The sequence below is a fragment of the Candidatus Obscuribacterales bacterium genome, from assembly GCA_036703605.1.
GTDB lineage: Bacteria > Cyanobacteriota > Cyanobacteriia > RECH01 > RECH01 > RECH01.
Map to the genome: position 1 here is coordinate 1 of DATNRH010000797.1, position 1324 is coordinate 1324.

Here is a 1324-nt window from a genome sequence, read left to right on the forward strand (position 1 = left end):
ACGGTTTCCTATCTAATCACCCGGCAGGGGGCTTCCAGACAAGTCGAGCTTGGCTGGCTCTGGGGCTAGGGCTAGGGATGGCCATGCTAGGCACTCCAGCGATCGCCCAATCCCCACCATCCACGCCGCCGGACGTGCGAACGGAGCGATCGCCCCAGCAGCGGACGACTCTCCAACTCGGCAGCCAAGGTGTGGCCGTGGCCCAAGTACAAGCCATGCTAACCCTGCTAGGCTACTACACTGGCCCAGTAGATGGGCAGTATCAAGACAGCACAGCGATCGCTGTGGCCACCTTTCAGCAAGCCGCCGGACTCACGGTCGATGGCGTCATGGGGGCCAATACTTGGGCTGCTCTCCTACCCAGCCCTAATGGACAAGTAGCCGCTGAGCCTGTCGAGCCTAACGAGACGTCGCCCACATCCGTGCCGTTTCCGAGCCCCACGCCCTCTCCTGAGGCACCGCCTGAATCAGCAGCGCCAGCACCGTCTGAGGAAGCGCCCGCGGAAGAAGCGATCGCTCCCAGCACCGCCGCTCTCCCCGTACTGCGCTTGGGAATGCGAGGGTCTGCTGTGGAGCGGCTGCAGGAACGGCTGCAAGTTCTGGGCGTATACAGCGCCCCCATTGACGGTGTTTTTGGCCCGGCGACCCAAGCAGCGGTGCAAGATATCCAGCGGCGCAACCGCCTCGATCCCGATGGCATTGTGGGCCCTGCGACGTGGACTGTGCTCTTTCGTGCCGCCAACTAGCCCTAGGTCACAGGCTGGTTAACTGACCCGCCTCTCAACGCTGGCGTCTAGAAGCCGCGTCCATACAATAAGCAGAACCTGCAAGACGGGTTCAGGAATGTCCTATCAACTCCGATGAACACGCCATTCATTGCAACCTTTAGCCGTACCAAGTTATTCGATGTTGCTGAATAAAGATATGACATTGGCATCGAAGCAAGATAGCTCACACCACCTTAGGTTGTCATGAATTGCGAGTGTGGGCGTCTCGCTTACAGTTCGTTAGTGAACATTCCTATCGCGATTCAGCAACGCCAGTTATTTACTCTAAAACCCCAACCTCAACGCCTCTTCACAAATTTTCTTCCCCAACCTTCTGTTGGCAGAGGCTTTGCCGAGGTTGAGGTATATGGTATGTAGCTAGGAGGACTCAAACCTTCATAAGGCTTAGCCAAGAACAGGCTGAGGTTTTTCGTCAAGGTTCTAAAGCGGGTGGGGGGAATCGAACCCCCATCATCAGCTTGGAAGGCTGAGGTTTTACCACTAAACTACACCCGCATGGGTAACCCATAGCTTGGCTATACTAACATGAACCAGAT

At 56.8% G+C, this 1324-nt stretch carries 1 protein-coding gene and 1 tRNA gene; one reads left to right on the plus strand and one right to left on the minus strand.

Annotation, left to right across the window (positions count from 1 at the left end):
• Nucleotides 1-746, plus strand: a 746-nt coding sequence (locus V6D20_16615; GenBank protein HEY9817403.1) for a peptidoglycan-binding domain-containing protein, incomplete at its 5' end; no start/stop codon positions are given.
• Between the two features lie 466 nt (nt 747-1212).
• Here V6D20_16615 and V6D20_16620 read toward each other — a convergent pair.
• A tRNA-Gly gene (locus V6D20_16620) sits at nt 1213-1283 on the minus strand.
• Between the last annotated feature and the right edge of the window lie 41 nt (nt 1284-1324).